The sequence below is a fragment of the Glaciimonas sp. PAMC28666 genome, from assembly GCF_016917355.1.
GTDB lineage: Bacteria > Pseudomonadota > Gammaproteobacteria > Burkholderiales > Burkholderiaceae_D > Glaciimonas.
This window is the reverse complement of sequence record NZ_CP070304.1, coordinates 2154627-2176311: the sequence shown is the minus strand read 5'-3', so window position 1 is coordinate 2176311 and position 21685 is coordinate 2154627. Positions and strand designations below refer to the sequence as shown.

Annotated in this window: 15 protein-coding genes and 1 pseudogene; 10 read left to right on the top strand and 6 right to left on the bottom strand. The window is 52.2% G+C overall.

Going from position 1 to position 21685, the window contains the following annotated elements; translation table 11 throughout:
* Nucleotides 1-172: 172 nt before the first annotated feature.
* A complete protein-coding gene (locus tag JQN73_RS09220) occupies nucleotides 173-1459 on the top strand; it encodes a D-amino acid dehydrogenase (RefSeq protein ID WP_205322756.1) in 1287 nt (428 codons plus the stop codon).
* A gap of 198 nt (nucleotides 1460-1657) precedes the next feature.
* Entirely contained in the window at nucleotides 1658-2896 is a 1239-nt protein-coding gene (locus tag JQN73_RS09215; RefSeq protein ID WP_205322755.1) for an ArgE/DapE family deacylase, read from the top strand.
* A 61-nt stretch (nucleotides 2897-2957) separates the two neighbouring features.
* Here JQN73_RS09215 and JQN73_RS09210 read toward each other — a convergent pair whose 3' ends face one another.
* Nucleotides 2958-5024, bottom strand: a complete 2067-nt coding sequence (locus JQN73_RS09210) for a bifunctional diguanylate cyclase/phosphodiesterase (protein WP_205322754.1) — start codon at nucleotides 5022-5024, stop codon at nucleotides 2958-2960.
* 611 nt (nucleotides 5025-5635) lie between these two features.
* Between JQN73_RS09210 and JQN73_RS09205 the strand changes: the two genes are divergently transcribed.
* From JQN73_RS09205 to ettA, 3 genes are all read left to right on the top strand, one after another.
* Complete coding sequence (locus JQN73_RS09205) at nucleotides 5636-6874, top strand: Bcr/CflA family multidrug efflux MFS transporter (protein WP_205322753.1); 1239 nt, start codon at nucleotides 5636-5638, stop codon at nucleotides 6872-6874.
* A gap of 184 nt (nucleotides 6875-7058) precedes the next feature.
* Nucleotides 7059-7955 carry an EamA family transporter RarD gene (gene rarD / locus JQN73_RS09200; protein WP_205322752.1) on the top strand — a complete coding sequence of 299 codons (897 nt, stop codon included), beginning with the start codon at nucleotides 7059-7061 and terminating at the stop codon, nucleotides 7953-7955.
* 179 nt (nucleotides 7956-8134) lie between these two features.
* Nucleotides 8135-9802, top strand: coding sequence for an energy-dependent translational throttle protein EttA (ettA, locus tag JQN73_RS09195; RefSeq protein WP_205322751.1), 1668 nt, complete (start codon nucleotides 8135-8137; stop codon nucleotides 9800-9802).
* 140 nt (nucleotides 9803-9942) lie between these two features.
* Here ettA and JQN73_RS09190 read toward each other — a convergent pair whose 3' ends face one another.
* Complete coding sequence (locus tag JQN73_RS09190) at nucleotides 9943-10875, bottom strand: LysR family transcriptional regulator ArgP (protein WP_205322750.1); 933 nt, start codon at nucleotides 10873-10875, stop codon at nucleotides 9943-9945.
* A 102-nt stretch (nucleotides 10876-10977) separates the two neighbouring features.
* On the opposite strand from JQN73_RS09190, the gene JQN73_RS09185 reads away from it, so the two are divergent.
* Together JQN73_RS09185 and JQN73_RS09180 are read left to right on the top strand one after the other, a co-directional pair.
* Nucleotides 10978-11586: a LysE/ArgO family amino acid transporter gene (locus JQN73_RS09185; protein WP_205322749.1), complete on the top strand. Its 609-nt coding sequence runs from the start codon at nucleotides 10978-10980 to the stop codon at nucleotides 11584-11586.
* Nucleotides 11587-11818: 232 nt separating this feature from the next.
* A complete protein-coding gene (locus tag JQN73_RS09180; RefSeq protein WP_205322748.1) occupies nucleotides 11819-12946 on the top strand; it encodes a type II asparaginase in 1128 nt (375 codons plus the stop codon).
* 154 nt (nucleotides 12947-13100) lie between these two features.
* Here the strand turns inward: JQN73_RS09180 and JQN73_RS09175 are convergent, their stop codons facing one another.
* A complete protein-coding gene (locus tag JQN73_RS09175) occupies nucleotides 13101-13997 on the bottom strand; it encodes a mechanosensitive ion channel family protein (protein WP_205322747.1) in 897 nt (298 codons plus the stop codon).
* Between the two features lie 252 nt (nucleotides 13998-14249).
* On the opposite strand from JQN73_RS09175, the gene hisC reads away from it, so the two are divergent.
* The 3 genes from hisC to JQN73_RS09160 all read left to right on the top strand — a co-directional run bounded on the left by hisC (nucleotide 14250) and on the right by JQN73_RS09160 (nucleotide 17638).
* The gene (hisC, locus tag JQN73_RS09170; protein WP_205322746.1) at nucleotides 14250-15350 is read left to right on the top strand and encodes a histidinol-phosphate transaminase; all 1101 of its coding nucleotides are present in this window, start codon (nucleotides 14250-14252) and stop codon (nucleotides 15348-15350) included.
* Nucleotides 15351-15598: 248 nt separating this feature from the next.
* A complete protein-coding gene (locus tag JQN73_RS09165) occupies nucleotides 15599-16750 on the top strand; it encodes an MFS transporter (RefSeq protein WP_205322745.1) in 1152 nt (383 codons plus the stop codon).
* A 138-nt stretch (nucleotides 16751-16888) separates the two neighbouring features.
* Nucleotides 16889-17638 carry an META and DUF4377 domain-containing protein gene (locus JQN73_RS09160; RefSeq protein ID WP_205322744.1) on the top strand — a complete coding sequence of 250 codons (750 nt, stop codon included), beginning with the start codon at nucleotides 16889-16891 and terminating at the stop codon, nucleotides 17636-17638.
* 122 nt (nucleotides 17639-17760) lie between these two features.
* On the opposite strand, the gene JQN73_RS09155 is transcribed toward JQN73_RS09160, so the two are convergent.
* The 3 genes and pseudogenes from JQN73_RS09155 to JQN73_RS09145 all read right to left on the bottom strand — a co-directional run bounded on the left by JQN73_RS09155 (nucleotide 17761) and on the right by JQN73_RS09145 (nucleotide 21670).
* Nucleotides 17761-18720, bottom strand: a complete 960-nt coding sequence (locus tag JQN73_RS09155) for a nitronate monooxygenase family protein (RefSeq protein WP_205322743.1) — start codon at nucleotides 18718-18720, stop codon at nucleotides 17761-17763.
* A gap of 300 nt (nucleotides 18721-19020) precedes the next feature.
* Nucleotides 19021-20433, bottom strand: a pseudogene (locus tag JQN73_RS09150) (alanine/glycine:cation symporter family protein); the annotation flags it as partial.
* 310 nt (nucleotides 20434-20743) lie between these two features.
* On the bottom strand, nucleotides 20744-21670 hold the full coding sequence (locus JQN73_RS09145) for an MBL fold metallo-hydrolase (RefSeq protein WP_240162487.1): 927 nt from the start codon (nucleotides 21668-21670) through the stop codon (nucleotides 20744-20746).
* Nucleotides 21671-21685: the final 15 nt, after the last annotated feature.

The window sequence follows — 21685 nt, the reverse complement described above, 5'->3', positions numbered from 1 at the left end:
TCTTTTCAGTATTATTTCTTGAATATTGTCACTTTTATAGTAACAAAAACTGGGGAATTTTAAATAGCATAGCGTTAATTACTATAAATCGATAATGATTCATGTAATTAATTTTATTCGCCGCTTGTTACCCCAGACAAAGGCGTATTTTTGCGAATTTAGGAGAGATGACATGCGGGTGCTTGTTCTGGGCAGTGGAGTGGTCGGCGTGACGACTGCGTATTATTTAGCAAAAGCCGGGCACGAGGTGACCGTGGTGGATCGTTTGCCCGGCCCTGCCGAAGAAACCAGTTTCGCTAATGCCGGTCAGATTTCGCCCGGCTATGCATCACCTTGGGCCGCTCCCGGCATCCCACTCAAAGCACTCAAATGGATGGTGCAAAAACATGCACCGCTCTCCATTACACCGGATGGATCGCTGTTCCAGTTGCGCTGGATGTGGCAAATGCTGCGCAATTGTAATGCCGCCAGCTATGCGATCAACAAAGAGCGCATGGTGCGGCTGGCAGAATATAGCCGCGACTGTTTCAAGGAATTACGGACCGAAACCGGCATCGCCTACGAAGGCCGCCAACTTGGCACCATGCAGGTTTTTCGCACGGAACAACAGTTGGCAGAAGCCGCCAAAGATACCCAGGTGCTGAAAGATAGCGGGGTACCGTTTGAACTGCTGACGGTAGAAGATATGGCGCGGATTGAACCCGCGCTGGCAGCAGTTAAGCATAAACTGCATGGTGGCCTGCGCTTGCCCAACGATGAAACCGGCGATTGCCAATTATTCACAACGCGCCTGGCTAAGATGGCGGAGCGACTTGGGGTGCAATTCCGCTACAACCTGCAGATCGATTCGCTGACATTTTCCAATGGTGCCATTGCCGGGGTCCAGTGCGGGCACGATTATCTGCAAGCTGACAGCTATGTCGTCGCACTGGGCACCTATTCAACCAATTTTCTGCGCTCCATCATCGATATTCCGGTCTATCCACTTAAGGGATATTCGATCACGGTTCCGATCACCGATGTCGATGCCGCCCCGCTCTCGACTATCCTTGATGAAACTTACAAAATCGCTATTACGCGGTTTGACAATCGCATCCGGGTTGGCGGCATGGCAGAAATCGTTGGTTTCAACAAATCATTAAATCCAAAGCGTCGCGCTACATTAGAAATGGTCGTCAACGATTTATTCCCGAATGCAGGCGATACGACACAAGCCAGCTTTTGGGCCGGATTGCGTCCAATGACACCCGACGGCACACCGATAGTCGGTAAAACGCGGATACGCAACCTGTTCTTGAATACCGGTCACGGCACGCTGGGATGGACCATGTCATGTGGCTCGGCGGCACTCCTCGCTGATGTGATGTCGGGCAGACGCCCAGCGATTGCTGCAGAGGATTTGGGTGTTAGCCGGTATGGTCGGGATGGCGGCAGAATGGAAGAAGGCGTTTACGCTTGATCGGGATATTTAATCTCTATAGCGTGTAATTGCTACAGGGGGATTTGACGATTTGTTCTTGGTCGGGCGGTCGCCACTGTTAAAACATGGTGGCCGCTAAGCGGATGTCTAGGCGGCGTTGATTCCCAAAAATCGCTCCCGAATCGGCATAAAGACGTAAAATCATTTATCTTCTCTCCCTCCAGTCGCCTAAAAACTATGGTCACAATACAAACCTCCGCGCAACTTTCCACCTGGATCGACGACCATTTCGACGAAGAGATCAGTTTCCTTCAAACCATCGTACGCATCCCCACTGACACACCACCCGGTAATAATGCGCCGCATGCAGAGGTGGTTGCCGGGCTCATGAACGCAATGGGCTGGGAGGTTGAAAAACATTCGGTGCCAACCGAGACAGTGCAAGCGTACGGCATGGAAAGTATCACCAATCTCATCGTCAGACGTCATTACGGCGCAGATGGACCGACCATCGCACTTAACGCGCACGGCGATGTAGTGCCGCCCGGCGACGGCTGGAGCAAACTTCCCTACGGCGGGGAGATCGACAATGGCCGCATTTTTGGCCGGGCGACGGCCGTGTCGAAGGGCGATTTCGCTACATATATTTTTGCCGTACGCGCACTTGAAGCGTCGGGCATTCCGCTAAAAGGCACGCTGGAGTTGCACTTCACGTACGACGAAGAGTTTGGTGGCTTGCTGGGGCCTGGATGGCTGTTAGAGAATAAACTGACCAAACCGGATTACGTCATCGCCCCGGGATTCAGCTATAACATCGTCACCGCGCACAATGCCTGCCTGCAATTCGAGGTCACCGTACACGGTAAAGCCACCCACGGCTCGGCACCGGAAACCGGCCACGATGCGTTGCAAGCTGCCACAGCCGTTTTACAAGCGATTTATGCCGAGCTGCCTGCATTGAAGAAGATCACCTCGGCGATTCCAGGCATTTCGCACCCCACCATGATAGTTGGCCGCATTGATGGTGGCACCAACACGAACGTGGTTCCGGGAAAAGTGGTTCTTAAAATGGATCGCAGGATGATTCCCGAAGAAGATCCGACGCAGGTTGAAAGCGATGTGCGCGCCATGATCGAAGCGGCGATCGCGGGATTACCAGGCATCAGAGTAGACATCAAGCGTCTGTTGCTGGCACGTGCGCTACGCCCACTTCCCGGCCATGAGAAATTGCTCGATAGCTTGAAAAAAAATGCAGAAACCGTGTTCGGTGAACCGATATCCACCGATGGTTCGGCGCTATATACCGATGCCCGCCTCTATGGAGAACAAGGGATTCCGGTCGTGTTGTATGGTGCTGGCCCGCGTACTTTGGGCGAATCGAACGCCAAGCAGGCGGATGAAAATCTTTCGCTCGATGATTTACGCAAAGCGACCAAAGTAGTATCAATGACGCTATTGGATTTCTTGCGGGCGTAAGCACGGGTAATCAGGCGTAATAAAAAGAGGTAAGCGGCGTTAAATGGGAGGTTGGCGATTACTACTGGCTCGCTAACATCCCTGAAATAATGTCTGCTGGCACTGGCTCGCTAAACAAAAACCCCTGATATTGATCGCATCCGATTTGTCGCAAGAACCTCAATTGTTCCACCTTGGTAACGCCTTCCGCCACCACCGTCAATTGCAGACTGTGCGCCAAGGTCACAATCGCGCGCACAATCGCGCGATCTTCAAGGTTGTTTTCCAGAGACTGCACAAAGGAGCGGTCAATTTTAATCTCACTTAACGGAAAACGACGTAGATAACTCAAGCTGGAATACCCTGTGCCAAAATCGTCAATCGACACATGAATACCCAAACGGGTCAACTCCCGCAATACATCGATGGCGTTCTCCGGATTGCCCATCAATGATCCTTCTGTCAGCTCCAGAATCAAACTCGCCGGCGGTATTGCGTGTCGCTTCAAGACCGCAATCGTACTATCCACCAGATCGCGCTGCAAAAATTGATGCGCCGAAAGATTGATTGCTATAGGAATTATATCCGGCATTAAACCTTTATCCTGCCACTGGCGACTTTGCTGACAGGCCGCTTCCATGACCCAATCGCCAATCGCCACGATTAATCCGCTTTCCTCAGCCAATGGAATAAATCTGGTAGGCGACACCAATCCATATTCGGGGTGCTTCCAGCGTAAAAGTCCCTCCAGGCCAACAATTCTTCCGGACCTGATGTCAACCTTGGGCTGATAAAACATCCGAAATTCGTTTTCCCGCAACGCCGGGCGAAGCCCGCTTTCCAGATTAATCCGATCACGGTTGCGCGCATGCATTTCTGATGTAAAAAAATGATAGTTATTGCGCCCATGTTGCTTGACGTGCGACATCGCGATATCGGACGTGGCCAACAGCGACTCGGCAGTGGTGCCATTATTGGGAAAAAGACTGATGCCGATAGACGCCGTAACGTGGATTTCATGCGAAGGAACGTGCAATGGACGTCCCAATATTTCAATCAAATTTTCCGCAATTCCCGCGGCATCCTCGACCTGACCCACCACAGCCAGCACGACAAAATCGTCCCCACTTAACCGCGCCAGCATATCGCCGGGACGAAGGGTCTGGCGTATGCGCAGCACGAACGCATTAAGAAGTTGGTCTCCGGCCGCCCGTCCGAGCGATTCATTGACGGTTTTCAGACGATCGATATTAATATGCAAGACGGCAAATAAAATCGCTTTACCCTCTGCGGCGTCGATTATCTCCGTGATTTTTTTATTCACCAATGAGCGATTCGGCAAACTGGTTAGCGCGTCGTGTGTGCCGAGGTAGGCAAGTTTGGAATGCACGGTTTTAAGTGATAAACGCAGCGCGTCGGCGTAGCGTCGGCTGCGAATATCGATAAACGACAATAACAATATGAAAGCCAATATCGTCAACGATAATCCGGCCACCGAAAAAGCCAGCCAGTTGTGGTCCATGCCATCGTTAAACGCTGACAATGATGGTGTAGAAAAACGTGACGCGGCCATGTTGGTGAACTGCATCCCCATGATTGCCAGACCCATGATGATGGCGGCCGAAAACCGCGTCAACCTGGTATGCCACGCGTCCCCGCCACGCAGACGAAACGCCAACCATAAGGCCACAATTGCGCCGACTATCGTGACCGCCACTGAAGCCACAAACAGCGCGGGATCGTAACGCAAACCAGGGCCGACTTTGATCGCCGCCATTCCTACGCAATTCATCGCTGAAAGGCCCGCGCCGATAATGATGCCGCCTAACACCAGATTATGCCGATTTCTGCGCGTGCCCTTTACCAGGAACAATGCAAAGCACGACACCACTATCGCAACCAGCCACGAAAGTAAGGTCTCTTTGAAACTATACGAGACCTTGATCGGTAAATAAAACGCCAGCATGCCGATAAAATGCATCGACCAAATCCCGGTGCCCATCGTAATACCGCCACCGATTAACCACGCCAACGCTTGTCCACTGCGAGCACGACTGACCCGCGCGGCAAGCATTAATGCCAGATAAGAAGCCAGTACGGCAACAACGAAAGACAGTAAATAGAGCGCGAGAATGGAATTGTCATTCATTAAATGGATTTACTAGATATAGGTTAAGCCCCTTGATGCACGATTGCACGATGTGTACGACGTTGTACGATGTGGGAGCTAAGCATGGATAGGACAAATATCGACCTATTTTTGTTATCAATTTATCACAACTTCTTCCAATTGCACTTCTCATTTGGTTAACGCTCCGTGCACTATTTCCACGCACGGCAAATATTCTCCGAATACGATAAAATGTTACCGCACCAAGTTTCCCCCAAGCACCCTGCTGATCGAACGTCGTTTTACCATTTGACGTAGTAACGGCTCGCTCGGTGGCTCTTTTTCTCAATTATTCCTTTGCGTTCCACTATGTCGACGTCGCGTCGCGCTGTTACTCGATCATGCCGCCAAAACTCGTATGGTGAAGCCGACGTTTGCTTGAACATTGCACGCGTCTGTTCGGTACAAAAAGGCAAGTCACATTCGGCCCGCAAACTTCGGGAAACATCATCTCGGAATCTTTAAAACATACCAGCTTGGTCGCCGGTTTACTTTCGCTGACGCCGCATTGACGACCACGACCAACGTGCCTGAATCGGCAAGCGTCAATTTTTAGACCGCCATTTTTTTTGGATACTTCAAAGTTATTAATGACAAACAATAGCAACACTGCAGCGCCAGAAAAATTGCTGCCCGGCTGGCTCATCTTGCTAGGCGCGCTAACGGCGATAGGTTCTCTTTCGATTGATATGTACCTGCCAAGTTTCCCTACAATTGCAAAAGATTTTGGCGTCGGGAGCAATCTGGTACAACTCACGCTGGCAAGTTTTTTGGTCGGGCTGGCGGTCGGGCAAATGTTCTACGGGCCGTTGAGCGATCACTTCGGCCGCAAGCCACCGCTCTATTTCGGACTAGGGTTATATACCTTGGCATCGATTGCCTGCCTGTTCGCGCCCAATGTGACGTTGTTAATTTTGTCGCGCTTTATGCAGGGACTCGGCGGCTGCGCAGGAATGGTCATAGGTCGTGCAGTGATTCGGGACCGCATGGGGGCTGCCGGATCGGCCAAGGCATTCTCTTTACTCATGTTGGTGATGGGGATTGCGCCGATTCTGGCACCACTAATCGGCGGGGAAGTGCTTAAACTCTGGGGCTGGCGTGTCATTTTTGGTGGTCTGGCATGTTTTGGTTTAATCTGTCTGATCGCGATTCATACCACCATGCGCGAGACCTTGAATCGCGAAAACACCGCACCATTGCATCTCGGGCGCGTCCTGAAACAATACGGATCGTTAATGATTGACCGGCAGTTTTTATCCTACGCCTTATGCGGTGGGTTATTACAAGCGGGTATGTTTACCTATATTACTGGCGCGCCTTTTGTCCTCATCGAATTGCACGGTATTAAACCGGAAAATTTTGGCTGGGTATTCGGCACCAATGCAATCGGTCTGATTGCTGCTTCCCAGTTAAATGCCAGATTAGTGGGAAAACTGAGTCCCGACACCATTCTGGGGCGGGCGCTGTGGTTGCCTGCCGGATTGACATTAATCATCACCGTACTGGTCGCGGCTGGCGTGGATAGTCTGCCGTTGTTGCTGATCGGCTTCTTTGGATTTCTGGCCTGTTACGGTTTTATCAGTCCGAATGCGTCCGCAATCGCCCTTTCTCAACAAGGCCACCAGGCCGGGACTGCTTCCGCGCTAATGGGCACCGTGCAGTTCTCGCTTGGCATCGTGGCCGGTGTCAGCATGAGCTTGTGGCACGATGGGACGGCATTGCCATTGATGACCGTGATGACGCTATGCGGCCTGTGCGCTTTACTGTTGCATCGTTATATTGCGCGACCGGAACACGATCGCATGCTGTTATTGGAAACCCAGACTTGATTGGCTGTCTGAATTGCGCTCTGTTTTAATTACTCCCTGTATTAATTTCTCTATTTTTTTATTTGCTCTACTTTATTGATTGCTCTATTTTTCGTGCACAGGAACCGCATCGGTTTTTTGCGTAGAATATGGCAACCACGCGCTGCATCCCTATTCATCTTCAACGACCAGTCAGCTGACCGCCATGCAAGCAGGAATGTTTTACGCGTTCGCCTCCTACGTTTTATGGGGCATGTTTCCGCTTTACTTCAAAGCATTGCAAGACATCCCGCCGGTCGATATCGTCATGCATCGCATGCTGTGGTCGTTTCTGTTCCTGGTTGTTGTGCTGGCTTATCGCAAACAATGGGCGTGGATAGGAACGGTTCTGCGCCGACCCTACGTCCTGGCCGGCTTTGCAGCCAGTGCGCTTTTACTAGCCATCAACTGGGTAACCTACGTGTGGGCTTGCAATAACGACCACATCGTCGATGCCAGCCTGGGATATTTCGTCAGTCCTCTGGTGAGCGTTGGGCTGGGCTTTGTATTTTTAGGTGAACGCCCGCGCTTTATACAATGGCTATCCATCCTGATCGCTGCGAGTACAGTGATCTGGCTTACCTGGCAAACGGGCCACCCGCCCTGGATTTCACTGGCGCTCGCCGTGTCTTTCGGTGGTTATGGCTTGTTGCGCAAGACGGCCAGTCTGGGCGCTCTGCCTGGCCTGGCGCTCGAAACCGCGTTAGTATTGCCACTCACGCTGGCGTATCTTGCTCTCAGCACGTTCCATGGTGAAAACAGTTTCATGGCCGCATCAACTACGTCACGTTGGCTATTGGCAGCGGCCGGTCCCATCACCTCGATTCCGCTATTACTGTTTGCCGCAGGCGCGCGGCGCATACCGTTATCGCTGCTTGGTCTCTTGCAATACATTACGCCGACCATCCAGCTGCTATTAGGCGTATGGCTTTATAACGAGCAGCTTGATGGCGCGAAGCTGATTGGATTTACCGTTATCTGGAGTGCGCTCGCTTTATATTCTGCAGAAGGTTTATGGCGTAATTGGCCGAGTATTCGGCGGCAACCGGACCCTGTTATCTAGCCAAACCGGTTAGTGCTAACAGCACGCGGCATAGTTTTGTGCAGACAGTTCGGTTATCCTTATCGTCCCACGCATATTTATCTGCATCATTTTTTTAATATTAACCTGATATCTAGAGGCTGACGCCCGGGTTCGTATTCATTTCCCTCTTTTTCTGACACTTCAACGAGAAGACCATCATGGCCCAATACGTATACACAATGAACAAGGTCGGCAAAATCGTGCCGCCCAAGCGACAGATTCTGAAAGACATTTCCCTATCATTTTTTCCCGGTGCCAAGATCGGCGTGCTGGGTCTGAACGGGTCGGGTAAGTCTACCTTGCTCAAAATCATGGCCGGTATCGATACCGATATTCAGGGCGAAGCCACGCCGATGCCTGGCCTGAATATCGGCTATCTCCCACAAGAACCGCAACTCGATCCGGAACAAACAGTGCGTCAGGCAGTTGAAGGCGGCCTCGGCGAAGCCTTCGAAGCGCGCGCCAAGCTGGACGCAGTGTATGCCGCGTATGCCGAACCGGACGCCGATTTCGATGCGCTTGCGACAGAGCAGGGTCGCCTCGAGGCGATCATCTCCACCTCCGATGGTGGCAATCTGGAGCTGCAACTTGAAATGGCTGCCGACGCCCTGCGGTTGCCGCCATGGGATGCCATCATCGGCGTACTGTCCGGTGGTGAAAAACGCCGCGTTGCCCTATGCCGCTTGCTGCTATCGAAGCCGGACATGTTGCTGCTCGATGAGCCAACCAACCATCTGGATGCGGAATCGGTCGATTGGCTGGAACAATTTCTACAACGCTTCCCCGGTACCGTCGTCGGGATTACCCATGATCGTTACTTCCTCGACAATGCAGCGGAGTGGATTCTGGAACTGGATCGTGGCCACGGTATTCCGTGGAAGGGCAATTACAGTTCGTGGCTGGAACAAAAGGGCGACCGCCTGAAACAGGAAGAAGCCACCGAATCGTCACGCCAGAAGACCATTGCCAAAGAACTTGAATGGGTCCGACAAAATCCAAAAGGGCGTCAGGCAAAAAGCAAGGCACGTCTGGCGCGCTTCAATGAATTGAGTGAGCACGAATACCAGAAGCGCAATGAAACTTCCGAAATTTTCATTCCGGTGGCAGAGCGCCTGGGTAACGAAGTGATCGAATTCAAGAACGTATCGAAATCGTTTGGTGACCGTTTACTGATCGATGATCTGAGCTTTACCGTTCCGGCGGGTGCCATCGTCGGCATCATCGGCCCCAACGGTGCCGGTAAATCAACGCTATTTAAAATGATCACGGGCAAGGAACAGCCGGATAGCGGCGAAGTCGTGATTGGGCAAACAGCGCGGGTCTCGATCGTGGATCAACATCGCGACGCCCTCTCCGACAGCAAAACCGTGTTCGAAGACGTCTCTGGTGGTGCCGACATTCTCACCGTTGGCCGCTTTGAAATGGCATCTCGCGCTTATCTGGGTCGCTTCAACTTCAAAGGCGGCGACCAGCAAAAAATCGTCGGTAACCTGTCCGGTGGTGAACGCGGTCGTTTGCATCTGGCAAAAACCTTGCTGCAAGGCGGCAATGTATTGCTGCTCGATGAACCATCCAACGATCTGGACGTGGAAACCCTGCGTGCGCTGGAAGATGCGTTGCTGGAGTTTGCCGGTAGCGTCATGGTAATCTCGCATGATCGCTGGTTTCTGGATCGGATTGCGACCCATATCCTGGCATTCGAAAGTAACTCTCAAGTTACCTTCTTCGACGGCAACTATCAGGAATATGAGGCCGACAAGCGCAAGCGTTTGGGTGAGGAAGGCGCTAAACCGAAGCGGATTCGCTATAAGCCAGTAACGCGTTAATCTTTTTGCGTGGTTGTAACGGGCGAATACGCACAGCGTTATTCGCCCGTTGTGCATTTGGCGACCTAATTATGCCGTTAGTATTCACTCGAATTCAGGCAAAAATTAATTAAAGTAATCGATCAACGGTTTGATTAAATTCATCGATTATTCAGTCGCACATTCGCAGCATCCATCGTTATCGGCTCGTAGCCAAGACTACTTCTGGCGGTCTGAATAATATGTTGTGATAATGCCTCCGTGAGCGGCGTCTGAATGTTCCAGGCGTGCCATACCAACGGCACATCGATCCCATCTCCGGGCGTCAGGTCCACCAAATCTCCCCTCGCCAGCGCCTTCTCAATTTGTAACGTCGGCAGCATGCCGTAGCCGAAGCCTCTATGCACGAACTTTTCGAACGCGTCGACCGAGGCAATCGAATGATGGGGAAAGCCCGCTTGCCATCCCAAACGCCAGTCCAGAAACCGCGCGTGCAATGCGTCCTTCCGATTGAACACCACTGCCGGTGCCTGCGCCACCGCTGCCGAGGTGAAACCATCGCTGAACCATCGCGCTGCGAATTCTGGCGATGCCGTGCAAATATAACGCTCCACACCGAGCGGCGTCGCGGTGGTTCCGGCCACCGGCGCTATTGAACTGGTAACGCACGCGAAAACGCTGCCTTCGCGCAGCAAGTCCAGAGTATGGTCCTGATCGTCAATCAACACGCTCAGCTGGCATTGGGGAGGATTGAGGACCGGTGCCAATGCGTCGAGCAACCACGTCGCAAGCGTATCCGCATTCACGGCAATCGCAATTTCCGGCAAAGCGCCGGGTTCGCCCGCATCGATTGCCAGCGCTGCTTCCATCAACTTGACTTGTCGGTAATGGGCGATCAGTCGCTGACCTAACGCCGTCGCAAACGGGGGCTGAGCCCGCACGATCAATAACGATCCAGCCAGCTCTTCCATGGTGCGTATACGCTGCGATACGGCGGACTGGCTGATATGCAACGACAGCGCTGCCCTCTCAAAACTGCCCAAGGCGATCACTGCATCGAGTGCTGCCAATCCGCGGTAATCGAAGTTTTTCATAGCGGTCCTTAATATAAGATTCTCTTATCTATCAGTAGATTCATTCATTGTACTTATAATTACGATGACGTTAAGCTCCTTCTATTAAAGCAAGGAGCATTTATGGAAACCGCAGCATTTCTTAAAGGGTTGGGCCTCGGGGGCGGACTGATTATCGCAATTGGTGCTCAAAACGCGTTCATTTTACGACAAGGATTACAACGTCAGTACGTGCTCACATCGGTACTGATTTGCGGCCTGTGTGATTCGTTATTGATCGCGCTGGGCGTCGCTGGGGTCGGCACGCTTATTGCCAATAATCCCGCGTTATTTGCATTTTCGAAATGGGGTGGGGCCGCCTTTCTATGCTGGTGTGGCATTCGCTCTGCCATCGCAGCAATGAAACCCGCAGGGTTATTAACGACCACGGCACCGCTAGCGCCACCGCGCTACGCCGCCGTGATTGCCAGCGCACTCGCGTTTAGCCTGCTCAATCCGCACGCTTATCTTGATACCGTGGTATTGCTCGGGTCGGTCGGCGGTCAAGAAATTGGAATTGGACGGGTGTTGTTTGCTGCCGGTGCGATGCTGGCATCGTTATTGTGGTTTCTGAGCCTCGGATTGGGTGCGCGTTTCGCTGCGCCGATGTTTGCTAAGCCTAATGCATGGCGCATTCTGGACGGCGTGATCGCCTTAGTGATGTGGTCGATTGCCGCTTCATTATTATTATAATAACTGCCACTTCGGCTGCCGCGCTAAAGGTTTGAATGGTTTCGATGGTTTAAGCACATTTTCTAAAATTTGTTAATACAAGTTATGCATGGAACTATGCATAACTTGCATTAGATTTATTCCAGCAGTCTCCCTAAAGTGCGGGTGCAGTAGCGCGTTAATTATCTTAGACAAACTAAAATGGCGCTACTGCAGTTAAACCCCTAAAAAAATGACTAAAATCAGGAGATCTATGGTTTCGCCCTCGCCTCATGTTATTCACGCACGTTTTCAGCCCTATATCCGCCTCGTGTTCAGCGCCCTATTGCTGTCGACGGGATTAACGAATGCTATAGCCCAAACGCCAGACGCGCAAGAAGTCGCGCAGACATTACCGAACGTGGTCATTCTCGCCACTGGCGGAACGATTGCCGGAACCGGTGCTTCCAGCACGACCACGGTCGGATATACGTCGGCCACCGTGGGCGTCGATAAATTGATCGCTGCCGTACCGGAGCTGAAAAAAGTCGCTAATGTTAAGGGCGAACAAGTATTTCAGATTGCCAGCGAAAGCATGACCAATGACCATTGGCTGAAACTCGCCAAGCGCGTCAATATTTTGTTGGCACGCCCGGATGTAGACGGCATCGTGATTACCCATGGTACCGATACCATCGAAGAAACTGCCTACTTTCTCGACTTGACCGTCAAGAGTCGTAAGCCGGTTGTAATCGTCGGCGCAATGCGCCCTTCGACCGCATTGTCCGCGGACGGACCGATCAATTTATACAACGCAGTGTTGCTGGCAGGCAGCAAGGAAGCCATCGGCAAGGGCGTGTTGGTAACACTTAACGATCAGATCAATGCGGCGCGGGAAGTTACTAAAACCAATACATCGACCACCGATACCTTCAAGTCGCCGGAACTCGGAATGCTCGGATATATTCAAGGTAGCAAGCCTTATTTCTATCGCCAGTCGACCCGCAAGAACACGCTTGACACTGAATTTGATATTACCAATCTCGATGTCTTGCCGAAAGTTGACATCGTGTATGGCTACGCGGACATGAACAGTGTCGCGCTCGATGCCCAGGTCGCTGCGGGTGCCAAAGGTATTATCCACGCCGGTGTCGGTGACGGCAGTATCGCAGCACAAATGAAGGAGCCATTGATCGCAGCACGTAAAAAAGGCGTCATCATTGTGCGTGCCAGTCGCGTCGGGCAAGGGATTGTGGCGCGCAATGGCGAAGCGAGCGACGATGCGCTGGATTTCGTTGTCTCTGACACCCTCAACGCACAAAAAGCCCGCATTCTGTTGATGTTGGCGCTGACCAAAACAAACAATACGAAAGAGATTCAGCGGATGTTCTATACCTATTAATGCGACTTGCAGGCTACAACGATAAGCTCGTCGGTTGACGTTAAAAATGGAGGACCAGGAATTATCCGGTCCTCCATTTTTTTTTGCCACAAATCACGTGCTGTTCTTTTTGCAATGACTATCCCAGCGTTGCGTTTACGCAAAAAATCACTGATTAAGCGGTCGTCTCCGGCACAGTGCTTGAAGCTAAAGGTGCCGACGATTGCAGGGTAGGTTGCGGCGTTTTATTTTCACGACGTAATTCTTGCACTGGAAACGGAATGGAAAATCCAATCGCATCCAGTGTCGGCTTTATCTTCTGGCTGATATCCCAACGCACTGCCCAAAAATCGGTCGTCATCGTCCAAAAACGAATTTTAAGCATCACCGCGCTATCGGCGTGATCGCTCACAACCACTAACGGCGCTGGCGTCTGCAGAATCCGAGGGTCAGCATTCAACAAAGCGGTTAACGCACGGATCGCTATCGCTGGATCGTTTTTATAATCAATCCCAATTGGCAAATCCATACGACGCTTATCGTGACGACTGTAATTCGTGATCGCGCTGTTCCACAACTGGTTGTTCGGCACGTACAGGCAAACGCCATCGGCCTTGGTCAGTTTGGTCGCAAAAAGTCCGATTTCATCGACCGAGCCTTCCACGCTACTATTGGCGATATATTCGCCGACCTGAAACGGCCGCAAAAATAACAACATCATCCCGGCCGCGATATTTTGCAGGGTACCTTGTAAAGCAAGTCCAATCGCCAGACTGGCCGCACCCAAAACCGCAATAATACTGGCCGTCTGCACCCCAAACTGACCCAATACCGCGATCATCGTGATCAGACGAATTAACCATAGCAGCACACTGCGTAACACCGGTCGCAAAGTGGCATCGACGTTAGAACGAATCAACAGGCGCTCAAACGTTTTCGATATTTTGGAAGAAAACCACCAACCCAGCATCAATATGACGATCGCCAGCACCGCATTCACCGCGTAATGCAATGAAGACGTCGCCAGAAAGGTCCAAAGCTCACTTAGTTGGTCCAGGGCAAAAGTATTCAAAAATAAACTCCTTTTTTTGACAGATAGGCGTTTAAGCGCTTGCAGTCGTTAATTGTTCGCCAACTATGACATGGCTACGCGTTCCCATAACGCTTAGCCGCGTCGTTAGGCTGAAATAATGGCATTTAGTTGCGCAATCCCGGTCATGAAAAAACCGCCAATATCCGTGACCATCTATCTGGGGCAGAAGCAAGGCGCTAACTTTTGCTACACTATCGACTTACGCACCAGCCACCCCACTTGATTGATCCCATGAGTAAATATTGGAGTCCCATCGTCAGCCGTCTGACACCTTACACGCCCGGCGAGCAACCAAAGATCAATAATCTGATCAAACTGAACACAAACGAAAATCCTTACGGCCCATCGCCGCTGGCCATTGCCGCGATCCAACGCGAAGCCGCCGATACCTTGCGCCTGTATCCGAATCCGGATTCGGAACCTCTCAAGCTTGCCATCGCAGCGCAAAATGCGCAATACGATATCACCCCGGCCCATATTTTCGTCGGCAACGGTTCAGACGAAGTGCTCGCGCATGCATTCCAGGCGCTGCTGCAACACGATGATCCGATTTTATATCCCGACATTACTTACAGCTTTTATCCGACTTATTCGAGCCTGTATCAAGTCGCTTATAAGACAATTCCATTAGCAGAAGACTTTACGATTCAGGTCGATGATTATCTTCATGCTGGCAAAAACGGCGGGATTATTTTCCCTAACCCCAATGCGCCTACCGGTTGTCTGCTGCCCTTGTCGGAGGTCGAGCGCCTGGTCGCTGCACAACCTGACAGCGTCGTGATCGTTGACGAAGCGTATATCGACTTTGGCGGCGACAGCGCGATCCCTCTGGTTGCGCGTTATCCCAACCTGCTGGTGGTGCAAACGCTGTCCAAATCTCGTTCGCTGGCGGGACTGCGGGTGGGCTTTGCCATCGGCCATCCGGACCTTATCGCAGCGCTGGAACGGGTCAAGAATAGTTTCAATTCCTACCCGCTGGACCGGATGGCAATTGCTGGCGCCACCGCTGCGATCCAGGATCAAGCCCATTTCGACCGCACGCGACTGGCTGTTATGGCGACCCGTAAAGTCATGGTTGATGGTCTGAATGCATTAGGATTTGAAGTATTACCGTCTGCCGCGAATTTCGTTTTCACACGTCATCCGCACCACGATGCAGTAACACTTTCTGCGGGTCTGCGGGCCGATGGCGTCATCGTAAGACACTTTACCAGCGCCCGCATTGCACAATTTTTACGCATCACCGTGGGCTCGGACGCCGATTGCGCGGCGCTATTGGACGCACTGCCCAAACATTTGAACGATAAAACAACTATTGGTAAGTTAGCTTAAAAATAGATTTAAAATATCATTCGTCGATTCGAGGGATGATATTTATTTTCGTCGTTGGCTTCGTCCGTTCGTTTCGATTACCAATGCCATTCGCACACCATTCGACATCATTCGGTCAGTTCGGTGAGTTCGGTCGATTTGCGCCCCCTCTTCATCAGCGCAATAGGTACCGGCGCTGCTCAGTTGCTACGCGGTTGCTAAGGTCGCTGCGCCATCCGAAGTCTTCAATTTTTGCCTATTATTCATCAATGTCTCTTCAACTCGCCGTTCCCGTTAGCACCATTAATCGCATGCGCCAGGCGGCGCTGCCGCTCCTGTTCATCCTGCTTGGCTTGGTGTATGCAAGCTGGGCCTCGCGCATACCAGCCGTACGCGATGCCTTGCAACTCGATCCTGCTGAATTGAGTCTGGTTTTGCTCTGTGCCGGAATCGGTGCCGTTGCTTCGTTTCCCCTGGCCGCCTGGATGACGGGCCATTATGGCGCGCGCCATAGCGCCTGGTACGCCGGCATAGGGTTATTGGTCACCATGCCGTGCCTGGCGCTGGCACCTGATATGGCGTGGCTGATGGTGGCCATGACCAGTCTTGGATTATGCTCAGGCTGCTTCGATGTGGCGATCAATGCACTCGGTGCGGCAGCCGAAAAACAGGCTGCGCGCTCAATTATGTCGCTGCTACACGCCTGGTTTTGTGTCGGCACGTTATCTGGCGCACTCATCGGAAGCGCCTTCGCCGGTATCGGCCTGTCACCGCTATCGCATTTCGGCCTGTTGGCGTTGCTCTTCGCCATTCCACTCCGACTTTGCTATCGCGCTTTGCCCAATGACCGTCCCGAGCCAAGCGCCGGAAAAAAATACTTTTCGCTGCCGCATGGGCATTTGATTGTGCTCGGCGTCATCGGATTTTGCGGTGCCATTGTGGAAGGTTCAATCGCCGACTGGAGCGGTGTTTACATGAAGGACTGGTTGCAGGCCACCGATGGTATCGCGCCGCTGGCATTCGCCGCCTTCGCCGCAATGATGCTGGTCACGCGACTAATCGGCGATCGCCTGAAGGAGCACTTCAATGCCCGTAAAGTCGTCACTGCCGGCGCGCTTATCGCGGCTGGCGGCATGTTCGTCGCTCTCATCGCACCGACCGTTTCGCTTTCCATCATCGGCTTTGCGTTGACCGGCGTTGGCGTAGCGACCGTCTTCCCGTTTGTATTTAGCGCCGCGGGCCGGCATGGTTCTACAGCGCTGGCGGGTGTCGCTACTCTCAGTTACGGCGGCGGTTTAATTGGGCCACCCGTGATCGGATTTCTGGCACATGGCTTCGGCCTTCATGCGGCGCTGAGCTTGGTCGGCGTACTGTGTCTGGCGGTTGCACTGTCTGCAAGTCGCGCCCAGTGGCTGGAATAAAAGCGCCATAGGCCCACCTGATAACGATCAGTCGGGGGCTCAGAATCTCTGCTCACATAAAAAATGCCCCGACTGCGATAAAATGGTGTCATCGTGAAATATTTTGCGTTTGTTAATATCGCTTTGGAGCCTGCCATTATGCCTAATTTGTCTGCTCACACTTTTGCTCGCAATTTGACCCTCACGCTCGCTGCGAGTGCCGCGCTGGCAGCCTGTGCTGGTCCAGCACAAGAGCGCAAGATCGCAGATGATCCCCAACTTATGTCATCGCGTTGGGAGCTCACCAACTGGCCGAACCATGTTATCCCGAACGGGGATAACGGCGATCCGGTGATTCTGAATTTTAGTAATGAAAAAGGTGAGGGACGGGTTAGCGGCCGCGCCTGGTGCAACCAGTTCACTGCGCCATTTTCGTTACGCGGCCCGGGCCGGATGACGATCGTCGAAGCCGTCACGACGCGCATGGCGTGCCCGGAACCGGCGATGCACTTCGAAGCAGATTTCCTGGAGAAACTGCAGGCCGTAAATAATTACACGATCACTGGGAAAACGCTGGAACTGGATACGCTGGACGGTAAGGTAATGAAGTTCCGGGCCCGTGAAAAAGTCGGTGCAACGGCGAAAATCAAATTCGTCTACGTGGCCGCCGAAAAGGCCCCCTGCTCCACCGGCGTGATGCAGACAACCTGCTATCAGGTCCGCGAAGATAAAAAAGCGCCGTGGCAACTCTGGTATGGCGATATCCGGGGATTCAAACCCGAACCGGGGGTGCAATATCGCTTGCGCATCCTGGAAGAAGAGGTCCCGCATCCACCTGCCGACGCGAGTGCGGTCAAATGGACACTTGATATCATCGTTGAACAGGAGCTGGTTGAGTATCAGAAATAGTATCGGTGCTGGTCGGTCCGTAGCGGTCGGTGCTAAGTATCGGCACCCATCAGCGATGCCGATTGAATGCTCCTAAAGCGCATTAAGCGCCCGACCTCGCTCCGAAAAATAGCCCGGCAGAATTAAAGCGCTAAACGTCGACGGGCTGCCTGATATTCGCTTTGCAAGCGCTCAACCATTGCGGCGACGGTCGGTACGTCGCTCATTAATCCGACGCCTTGACCTGCGCCCCAGATGTCGCGCCATGCTTTGGCGCCAGACCCGCCTGAACCAAAATTCATTTTGCTCTTGTCTGCCTCGGGAAGATTGTCTGGATCAAGACCGGCATTGATAATGGATTTTTTTAAATAGTTGCCGTGAATCCCGGTAAACAGATTGGTATAAACGATATCGTTAGCGCTCGATTCGACAATCGCCTGACGGTAGGCATCATCGACATTTGCTTCTTTGGTCGCAAGCCAGCGCGAACCGATATAGGCAAGGTCTGCCCCCATTGCCTGAGCGGCCAGGATAGCGTCGCCGGTGGCGATCGCGCCGGACAATGCAATCGTCCCGGAGAAAAACTTACGAACTTCACCCACCAGCGCAAACGGCGACAATGGACCGGCGTGACCGCCCGCCCCGGAAGCCACTAAAATCAGCCCGTCAACCCCAGCTTCCAATGCTTTCTCCGCATGACGAATCGAAATCACATCGTGCAAGACAATGCCGCCGTAACCGTGAATGGCATCCATCATCTCTTTGGGCGGGGCGCGCAGGCTGGAAATGATGATGGGAATACGATGTTTGACGCACATTTCTACGTCGTGGGCCAGACGATCATTTGATTGATGGACAATCTGATTGACGGCAATCGGGCCAACTTTTGCTTCCGGGTGTTGCTCCTGATACGTCGCCAGCTCAATTTTTAGTTGTGTCAACCACACATCAAGCTCCGCTGCAGGGCGCGCGTTAAGCGCCGGAAACGAGCCAACGATACCCGCCTTGCATTGCGCCGCGACCAACGCAGGCCCACTGGCAATGAACATCGGCGAACCGATAACGGGAAGGCTCAGGTTTTGCAACACGGCGGGCAGTGCCATAACGACCTCTTTAAATGGGATCAAAAAATGATTATAAGGTAAATGCCTTCCAAAAAAGTACGATCGTGCTAGATTTTATGCTCTAACCATTGCGTACTTCCGCTGCGCCTTTTCGCGCAACCATCAGGCGAACCGTCGCGCCATCAAAAAGAAGTTATCGGTCATGATAATTGAGATAGCAATAACATTCCAACAACGATCAATATTGTACCCAACCTTATTTTGTGCGGAATCGATTCGATTTGAAAAATAGCCCGTATTTCACGGGCTATTTTCTTTGTTTATTTTTGCACGACGCTACCAGACATCTTTCGGCAGAATATTCCGCAATGCCGGAATACTATCCCGGGTAAATTTGGGCACATCAATGCCACGCTTTTTTTGTTCAAGATAGTCGCGCCACGCCGCATAGGCGTGCTTGCTCAACAAAACAATAGCAACCAGATTGATCAACGCCATCAAGCCCATGCTGGTATCCGCCATATCCCATACCAACGGCAAACTGCCGGTCGCACCAAACATCACCATACCCAATACGCAAACACGGAATATAAACAGCAGCAGCGGATGCTTGCTAATGAACTGCACGTTGCCCTCAGCGTAGGCATAATTCCCCAATACCGATGAATATGCAAAAAAGAAAATCGCAATGGTTAAAAACATGCCACCCCCGGTTCCCAGATGGGCCGTGATTGCCGCATGGGTCAAACTGGCACCCTGAGTTTCACCGCCAGGCACGTACTGGCCGGATAACAAGATGATCAATGCAGTCGCCGTACAAATAATCATTGTGTCCACTACCACGCCCAACATCTGTAACAATCCCTGCGAAACGGGATGCGAGGTCACAGCGGCCGCGGCGGCGTTGGGTGCCGATCCCATGCCCGCTTCGTTAGAAAACAGTCCGCGTTTGATACCGGTCATCATTGCGACGGTGACGGCGTAACCGACAGTTCCACCTACAGCTTGCTCAAGTCCAAAAGCGCTTTTAACAATCAAGCTCAATACGCCTGGCAACGCGGTCACATGCGTCAATAAAACAAATGCTGCCACGCCGAGGTAACCCAGGGCCATGATCGGCACAATTACCGAGGCAAATTTTGCCACCCGTCTGATACCACCGAAAATAACTGGCGCGGTCAGTAGCACCAACGCAATACCAACCCAATGTCGTGGAATATCGAAAGAGATATCCATCGTCTCAGCAATTGACTGCGCCTGGACTGCGTTGAATACAAAGCCAAACGCCAGAATTAACGATAACGCAAACACCATACCGAAGCCGCGCGAGCGCAATCCGATCTGAATGTAATAGCTCGGGCCTCCACGAAAACTGCCATCTTCGTTTCGAATTTTGAAAATCTGCGCCAGCGTGGCCTCAACAAAAGCGGACGACATTCCTAACAACGCGACTACCCACATCCAGAAAATCGCACCGGGGCCACCGACCGTGAGTGCTACCGCAACGCCGACAATATTGCCGGTTCCCACGCGACTGGCAATGCCGGTCGCGAAAGCTTGAAAGCCAGTAATTCCCTGCACCGAAAGCCCCGGCTCGCGCTTGAACACATTCGAACGAAAAATACGCGATTGGATAAAGCCAAAACGGATCGTAAAAAATGCGCCAACACTAAGCAATAAGTAAATGAGGACATAACCCCACAAAATGCCATTGATCCAATTGACGATGGGGTGCAAGAAGTTTTCAAACATTAGCGGGTTGTCTCCGATAAAAAAATTTGATTTCAGACCACGACGACATAATGCCGGCAAGCATGAAGCCACGACAAAATGAACTGCGGTGTAGGTTTTTGGTGGGACGGCAGAAATCGGTTTCTGCACATCTTGATTTTGCGATGCGCCACTTCACCAGAATCGGCCATACGATCTTAGCCGCTAAATTCCGTTTGAACAGGCGTTGTTACTTGATCGACATGATAAAAAATCGATTATCAGAAAAGTCCGATGTGATTCGAGATAAATCTACTTTTTATCTCGTAGTTTTCTTAGAAGAAGTGTGAATTTAATCCGAATTTAACAGCAGCTCGCCATCTACCCGAGCCGCACCCACCCGCACCAATTGGGCGATCAGCCAAGTTGTCAGTTCCGCGTTGGAACGATGTAAATGGCGGGCATTCGTGGACACCATCAATGGCGTCGTTGCGACGATCCGTGCGACCTCTTTCAGGCTCAGTTGCTGGTGCTCCAACAGCGAAAATTTTAGTAAAACCTTCAGCGCATTCTGAGCGTTGCGCACTGGATCAGCAGCAAGATAATCGAGCCGCGAGAAAGCGGTGGCAAGCGCGCCGGTGACATCGGTAAATGGCCGACCATGGCCGGGAATCACCAACGCGACGTCGAGATCGGCAATCATTTCCAAGGTTGCCCGCGCTTCCACAAAACCCGACTCGCCATCCAGTTCGGGAAAAATCACACCGAACCCGTTTTCCCATAGCGCATCTGCAGAAATCAGAATCCGATGCTGCGGGCAATATAAAATCAAAGAATGCGGATCATGCCCAGGCGCGGCGAGTACTTGCCAGTGCATGTCACCGAGTATTATTGCGTCGCCGTCTTGCAAGGTCGCGTCGACATTGAACCGGGCACATTGCTGGCCGGTGGCGACGTAACTTAATCGATCTTGATCCCACGCCTGCACCTTTGACGCTTCGGCGGCCGGAACGAAAGTCCGACAGCCATAGGCATCTTGCAGCACCGCGTTGCCGCCGCAATGATCCGAGTGAATATGGGTATTGATCAACCAGTCGAGCTGACGCCCCGCTAATACCTGAGCGACCAGCGCCAGCGTTTGCGCTGCATGCGTCGCATAGCCGCTATCAACCAGCGCGGTCTGTTGCTGACCGAGAAACAGGATGTTATTGGAGGATAACCAGCCGCGTTGCAGGACATGCATGGTCGAAGGTAACAAACTGCGCAATGCGCCCTTCATCGGCGACCTGCCAAC

Coding starts and splice junctions, on each gene's coding strand:
- JQN73_RS09220 (WP_205322756.1), top strand. CDS start 173: ATGCGGGTGCTTGTTCTGGGCAGTGGAGTGGTCGGCGTGACGACTGCG.
- JQN73_RS09215 (WP_205322755.1), top strand. CDS start 1,658: ATGGTCACAATACAAACCTCCGCGCAACTTTCCACCTGGATCGACGAC.
- JQN73_RS09210 (WP_205322754.1), bottom strand. CDS start 5,024: ATGAATGACAATTCCATTCTCGCGCTCTATTTACTGTCTTTCGTTGTT.
- JQN73_RS09205 (WP_205322753.1), top strand. CDS start 5,636: ATGACAAACAATAGCAACACTGCAGCGCCAGAAAAATTGCTGCCCGGC.
- rarD (WP_205322752.1), top strand. CDS start 7,059: ATGCAAGCAGGAATGTTTTACGCGTTCGCCTCCTACGTTTTATGGGGC.
- ettA (WP_205322751.1), top strand. CDS start 8,135: ATGGCCCAATACGTATACACAATGAACAAGGTCGGCAAAATCGTGCCG.
- JQN73_RS09190 (WP_205322750.1), bottom strand. CDS start 10,875: ATGAAAAACTTCGATTACCGCGGATTGGCAGCACTCGATGCAGTGATC.
- JQN73_RS09185 (WP_205322749.1), top strand. CDS start 10,978: ATGGAAACCGCAGCATTTCTTAAAGGGTTGGGCCTCGGGGGCGGACTG.
- JQN73_RS09180 (WP_205322748.1), top strand. CDS start 11,819: ATGGTTTCGCCCTCGCCTCATGTTATTCACGCACGTTTTCAGCCCTAT.
- hisC (WP_205322746.1), top strand. CDS start 14,250: ATGAGTAAATATTGGAGTCCCATCGTCAGCCGTCTGACACCTTACACG.
- JQN73_RS09165 (WP_205322745.1), top strand. CDS start 15,599: ATGTCTCTTCAACTCGCCGTTCCCGTTAGCACCATTAATCGCATGCGC.
- JQN73_RS09160 (WP_205322744.1), top strand. CDS start 16,889: ATGCCTAATTTGTCTGCTCACACTTTTGCTCGCAATTTGACCCTCACG.
- JQN73_RS09155 (WP_205322743.1), bottom strand. CDS start 18,720: ATGGCACTGCCCGCCGTGTTGCAAAACCTGAGCCTTCCCGTTATCGGT.
- JQN73_RS09145 (WP_240162487.1), bottom strand. CDS start 21,670: ATGAAGGGCGCATTGCGCAGTTTGTTACCTTCGACCATGCATGTCCTG.